Annotated in this window: 3 protein-coding genes; all 3 read left to right on the forward strand. The window is 71.4% G+C overall.

From position 1 onward, the window contains the following. Positions 1 to 311: 311 nt before the first annotated feature. Complete coding sequence (locus VN520_RS00415) at positions 312 to 1436, forward strand: SDR family oxidoreductase (protein WP_325744785.1); 1125 nt, start codon at positions 312 to 314, stop codon at positions 1434 to 1436. Between the two features lie 75 nt (positions 1437 to 1511). Beyond that, on the forward strand, positions 1512 to 3095 hold the full coding sequence (locus VN520_RS00420; protein ID WP_325744787.1) for a PfaD family polyunsaturated fatty acid/polyketide biosynthesis protein: 1584 nt from the start codon (positions 1512 to 1514) through the stop codon (positions 3093 to 3095). 41 nt (positions 3096 to 3136) lie between these two features. Beyond that, positions 3137 to 6359: beta-ketoacyl synthase N-terminal-like domain-containing protein (locus VN520_RS00425; RefSeq protein WP_325744786.1), on the forward strand; the 3223-nt coding region annotated here is incomplete at its 3' end.

Raw genomic sequence — 6359 nt, forward strand, 5'->3', positions numbered from 1 at the left:
CGCGGGGGCGCCGCTCGCTCCGAGGCGCCACCGGCCTGAACAACACTGCCCGTAACATGGGCACTTGGGTGATTTCGGTACACCGTGGGTGCGGGACGAGCCGTACGGCTCCCGCCCGTCCCGCACCGGAGCACAGGGCCGATCGGGTGAATCTGCGCCCATGCGCCGGTCATGCCGTTTCCATGCCGACACGCCGGTGGTTGTCCATGGCGTAGTTCCGGCCGGTGCGGTTCGCGGACGGCTGCACCGGCTCCGCGGTCCCCCGGGAGAGCGGCCGGATCTCCGTTCTCTGACTTTGGAGTTACTGAAAAGTGCGCGTCGCTCTTACCGGGGCCACCGGGTTCCTAGGACTGCGTCTCGTCCGTGAACTGCTCCAGCTCCATGACTCGTTGACGATCCTCACGCATGCCGGATCGGGTTGCGCGCTCGGGCGGATCACCCGCTTCATGGAGCTGTCCGACGCGCCCGCCGCGCTGATCGCGGAACTCCCCGGCAGGCTTCGTGTCGTGGAGACCGACCTGTGCCGGCCGGGACTGGGGCTGCCCGCCGCCGCGTTCCAGCGGCTGGCCGACGAGCTGGACGTGATCTGGCACAGCGCCGGAAACATCAACCTGGACGACGAGATCGGACATCTCCGCCGGGTCAACGTCGAAGGGACCCGGAACGTACTGGAGCTGGCCGCTGTCGGCGCCCGTCGGCCATTGGTCCACCACATCGGCACCGCCTTCGTGGGCGGCGCACGTCGTGAAGGTGTCGTCTACGAGGACGAGCTGGACGACCGCCAAGGCTTCGAGAACAGCTACGAGCAGTCCAAGTACGAGGCCGAAGTCCTGGTGCACGACTGGTCGCGGCTCCACGGGCGGCCGGTTGTGGTCATGCGGCCGGGCGTCCTGGTCACGGACCTGCCGCCCAGCCCCGAACTGCCCCAGCATCCCCTGCAGTTCCTCACCCGGATCGTGCAGGTCGCGCTGTGCGGCGACGGTCCCGCTCCCAGCGGCGTTCCCGGGGAACGCCGACCGGTGGTCAGGCTGGTGGGCCACCCCCGCGGACATCTGAACCTGATGCCCGTGGAGCACGCGGCCGCCGTCATGGTCCAACTGGCGAGCCGGCCGCCCTCCGGGCGGGCCGATGTCTACCACGTCGTCCATCACCACGATGTCGCGACCGCCGTCCTGACCGCTCTGGTGGAAAGGCTCGCGCCGGTCACGGTGCGGCTCGTCGCGAGGAAGCCGGACGACCCGACCCCGCTGGAAGCGGCCACGGATCTCTACCCCGGATTCACGCCGTACCTGAGCCACCGCCGCCGTTTCGACGACACGCGCGTGCGGAACCTGCTGGGCGCCGCCGCCTCCTCCTCCGGGATCCGCGTCGATCTCGACTACCTGGCCGCCGGCATCGGCGCGGGGCGGCCCGCGGCCACCACCGGAGCGCCCTGACCTGTCCTGCTGCCTCTGCGGGGTGCCCCACCTCACGTACGCCGCCCGAGTCCCCTCCTGATGGGAAACCAGCCCGTGTCCGTACTGGCCTCTCCTGACGAAGCCGTCACCACCTCACCGGCCTTCACGCCGGAGCAGATCGCGGCCTGCGTCCGGCAGGTTCGGCACCATGCGCACATCGTCACCGACCCCACCGGCCGGGAGCTGGGCCTCGTGATGGGCCCCCGGCCCACGGGCGGCATCGTCGGCACACTGCCACCGCTGTATCCGGAGTGGCTGGGCGGGCGAACGTTCTGTGAGGCCCACGGCGTCCGCTTCCCCTACGTGGCCGGGGAGATGGCGAACGGCATCGCGACGACACGCATGGTGGTGGCGATGGCCCGGGCCGAGATGCTCGGATTCTTCGGCGCCGGCGGTCTCGGCCTCCCCGAGGTGGAACGAGCGGTTCACGAGCTGGCGGCGGAGCTGGCCGGCAGGCCGAACTGGGGGGTGAACCTGATCCATTCGCCCGGCGAGCCCGGTCTGGAGTACCGGGTCGCCAAGCTGCTCCTGCGTCACGCCGTCCCCTGCATTTCGGTTTCGGCATTCATGGAACTCACCCCGGCCGTGGTGCTGTGCTCAGCAGCGGGACTGCACCGGGGCCCGGACGGGCAGATCCTGCGGCGTACCCGGGTCTTCGCCAAGGTGTCGCGCCCGGAAGTCGCGGCACGCTTCCTCTCACCCGCACCGCCCGAACTGCTGCGCCCCCTGGTCGAAAGCGGAGAACTCAGCGCGGAGGAAGCCGCGCTGGCCGCACTGGTGCCCGTGGCCGAGGACCTCACGGTGGAGTCCGACAGCGGCGGACACACCGACAACCGGCCACTGGGTGTCCTGGTGCCGCGGATCCTGCTCCTGCGCGAGGAACTCACCCGGCGCCACGGGTACACGCGGGCCGTCAGGATCGGCGCCGCCGGCGGACTGGGCACGCCGGACGCGGTCGCCGCCGCGTTCGCCCTCGGCGTGGCCTACGTGGTGACGGGCTCGGTGAACCAGGTCGCAGTGGAAGCGGGAATCTCGGACGAGGCGAAGGCGATGCTGGCCGACGCCGACATCGCCGACGTGATCATGGCCCCGGCAGCCGACATGTTCGAGCTGGGCGTCAAGCTCCAAGTCCTGCGCCGGGGAAGCCTCTTCGCCCAGAGAGCCGGACACCTCCATGCCGCGTACCAGGCTCATTCCTCTCTGGAGGAACTGCCCCCGCAGCTGCGCGCCAAGCTCGAACGGGAGGTCTTCGGGGCCCCGATCGACGACGTATGGGCGAGGACCCGGCATTTCTGGCAGCAGCGCGACCCCGCGGAGGCGGACCGCGCCGAGCAGGATCCCAAACACCGTATGGCACTGGTCTTCCGCTGGTACCTGGGGAACTCCAGCCGCTGGGCCATCACCGGGGACACCACCCGGCGCAGTGACTTCCAGATCTGGTGCGGTCCGGCGATGGGCGCGTTCAACCGGTGGGCGGCAGGCAGCTGTCTGGCGGAGCGGGCCGACCGCTCCGTGGTGCAGATCGCGCTCAACCTGCTCGAAGGCGCCGCGGTGGTCACCCGCGCCCACCAGCTCCGCACCTACGGAGTACCGGTGCCGTCCTCGGCGTTCGCCTTCACCCCGTGCCCCCTCGCCTGACCGCGCCCCAGCGCCCACCGACCAGCAAGGAAGTGGACCGCATGTCCTTCTCCGGCCCCCGACAGGTTCCGATCGCCGTGGTCGGTGTCGGCGCTCTCGTGCCCGGCGAGCACGGTGCCGACGGGTTCTGGCGTACGGTCGTGAGCGGCCGTGACCTGATCACCGATGTCCCCGCCGCCCGCTGGCTCGTCGAGGACTACTACGACCCCGACCCTGCCGCACCGGACAAGACCTACGCCCGCCGGGGCGCCTTCCTGTCCGATGCCGGGTTCGACCCGATGGCTTTCGGCATCCCGCCGAACACCCTCGGGGCGACGGACACCGTGCAGCTGCTCGCACTCACCGTCGCCGAGCGGGTCCTCGCCGACGCCGGTGGACTCCGGGGAACGGAACGCGACCGCGTCTCGGTGATCCTCGGGGCGGCCTCCACGGAACTGCTGACCCACATGAACGCGCGGATCCAGCGCCCGGTGTGGCTCAAGGCCCTCCGGGAGAACGGGATCCCCGAGGAGGAGGCGCAGGCCGTCTGCGACAGCATCACCGGCCACTACACCCCCTGGCAGGAGGCGACCTTCCCGGGGCTGCTCGGCAATGTCATCGCGGGCCGGATCGCGAACAGATTCGATCTGCACGGCACCAACCACACCACGGACGCGGCGTGCGCGAGCTCCTTCGCGGCGCTCTCGGCGGCGGTCGGTGAACTCGCTCTCGGCCGGGCCGACTTCGTGATCAGTGGAGGCGCCGACGTCTCCAACGACGTCGATACGTTCATCTGTTTCTCCAAGACGCCGGCCCTGTCACCCAGCGGCGACTGCCGCCCGTTCTCGGACGCGGCCGACGGCACGATGCTCGGCGAGGGCGTCGTGATGTACGCCTTGAAGAGGCTGGCCGACGCGGAGCGCGCAGGCGACCGGATCCATGCCGTCGTCCGCGGGATCGGCACCTCCTCGGACGGCAGGAGCGGCGCGATCTACGCGCCGGTCCCCGACGGGCAGGCGCGGGCCCTGCGGCGCGCCTACGAGGACGCAGGCTACGGCCCGGAGACCGTCGAGCTGGTGGAAGCGCACGGGACGGGGACCGCCGCGGGGGACACGGCGGAGTTCGCCGCTCTGCGCCAGGTGTACGAGGAGTCGGGCCGGGAGGACAGGCAGTGGTGTGCTCTCGGCTCGGTCAAGTCGCAGATCGGCCACACCAAGTGCGCCGCCGGTGCCGTCGGCCTCCTCAAGAGCGTCCTCGCCCTGAACCACAAGGTCCTGCCGCCGATGATCAAGGTGGACCGGCCCGACCCCGCCATGCGGATCGATGACAGCCCGTTCTACGTGAACACCCGGCCGCGCCCGTGGGTGCGCGCCCCGGACCAGCCGCGCAGGGCTGCCGTGTCCAGCTTCGGCTTCGGCGGCAGCAACTTCCACGTCACCCTGGAGGAGTACGTCCCTTCCCCCGGGGCCGGCGCCCGCCCGGCATGGCGCATCCGGACCGCCCCCACCGAGCTGGTGCTCCTCAGCGCTCCGACGGCAGCCACCCTCCTGGAACGGACGATCGACAACGACCGGCCGCTGTCCGAGGTCGCGCGGGAGAGCCAGCAGGTCTTCCGCGCGAGTGACCCCGTACGTCTCGCGATCGTCGCGGCACACCACGACGACCTGTCGGAGAAGATCGAGCAGGCCTTCGCGCTGATCGGCCGGCAGCCGGACACGCGCTTCTCCACACCGACGGGTGTCCACTACGCCGCCGGAGCGGCCTCCGTCGGCCGGATCGGATTCCTCTTTCCGGGGCAGGGCGCCCAGTACGTCGGCATGGGCGCGGACGTGGCCATGCTGTCCCCGGCCGCCCAGGCGGTGTGGGACCGGCTGGGAACCATGGAATCCGGCCGGCACGCACTGCACCGCGTGGTGTTCCCACCGCCCGCCTTCGACGACGAGGACCGGGCCGCCCAGCAGGGTCTGCTGACCGCGACCGAGTGGGCTCAGCCCGCGCTGGCGGTGCACAGTATCGCTCTGATCGAGGTGCTGCGGGGTCTCGGCCTGCGGCCGGACTGCGTGGCGGGCCACAGTTTCGGCGAACTCGTGGCGCTGCACGCAGCGGGCGCCCTGGAAGCCGAGTCCCTGGTGGACCTCGCCCGCAGGCGCGGTGAGCTGATGCGCGAGGCGGCAGCCGTGCCGGGCGCCATGCTGGCCGTAGCGGCCGGACGCGCCCGGATCGAGGAGGTCATCGCCGGCTGCGGCGCCGAGAACGTCTGGCTGGCCAACCACAACGCCCCCGCGCAGACCGTGGTGTCCGGCGCCGCAGGGGCGGTCAGGGACGTCGAACAGAAGCTCGCCGCCGAGGGGATCACCAGCCGGCGGCTGGAAGCCGCGACGGCCTTCCACAGCCCGGTCGTCGCCCCGGCGAGCGAACCGCTCCTCGCGTACTTGCGCGGGGTTCCGGTCAGCGAGCCCCGGATCGACGTCTACGGGAATGCCGGCTCCGGGATCTACCCGTCCGCACCCGGGGAGATCAGGCGCAGGATCGCCGACCATCTCGCCTCACCCGTGCTGTTCAGCGACGAGATCGAAGCGATGTACGCCGCAGGGGTACGGACGTTCGTCGAGGTCGGCGCCGGTGACGCGCTCTCGGGTCTCGTCGCGCAGATCCTCGGTGACCGCGAGCACCTGGCGGTCGGCCTGGACCGCAAGGGACGTAACGGGGTCACCTCCCTGCAGGACGCACTCGGCCGGCTCGCCGTGTGGGGCGTCCCCCTTGACCACGACAACGTGTGGGCGCCCTACGCGCCGCCCGCAGCAGCAGCCGAGGAGAGCAGGCCCGGAATGACCGTGCAGATCAATGGCAAGAACCACGGCCGGGCCTACCCGCCCGCCGGAGGGGCCGACGCGCGGCCCGCGCCGAACCCGCCCCGCCGGCTCGACGCACCCCCGTCCGCTGCACAGGTTCCGGCCCAGGCCACCACCCCTCCCGCTGCCACCGGGCCGGCGCCCGGTGACCTCGCCGTACCGCCCGTACCGCCCGTGCCCCCTGCGGCTGCCGCAGCCGGCACGGACACCGGCTGGTTCGCCGTGATCGACAATGTGCAGCGCTACACAGCACAGGCCCATGAGGCCTGCCAGCGCATGCTGATCGACAGCCACCTGGCCTTCCTGCAGATGACGGAGACGACCTTCACCGCGATGCTGGGTGCGCAGGGCGGGGGAAGCACCGGTGCCCCGGCGCCGTTCACGCCACCCGGTACGCCGGTCGCACCGGCGGTCCTGCCCGCTCCACCCGCGG

Origin of the sequence: Streptomyces sp., from assembly GCF_035563135.1 — a bacterium.
In the GTDB taxonomy this organism is placed as follows: Bacteria; Actinomycetota; Actinomycetes; order Streptomycetales; family Streptomycetaceae; genus Streptomyces.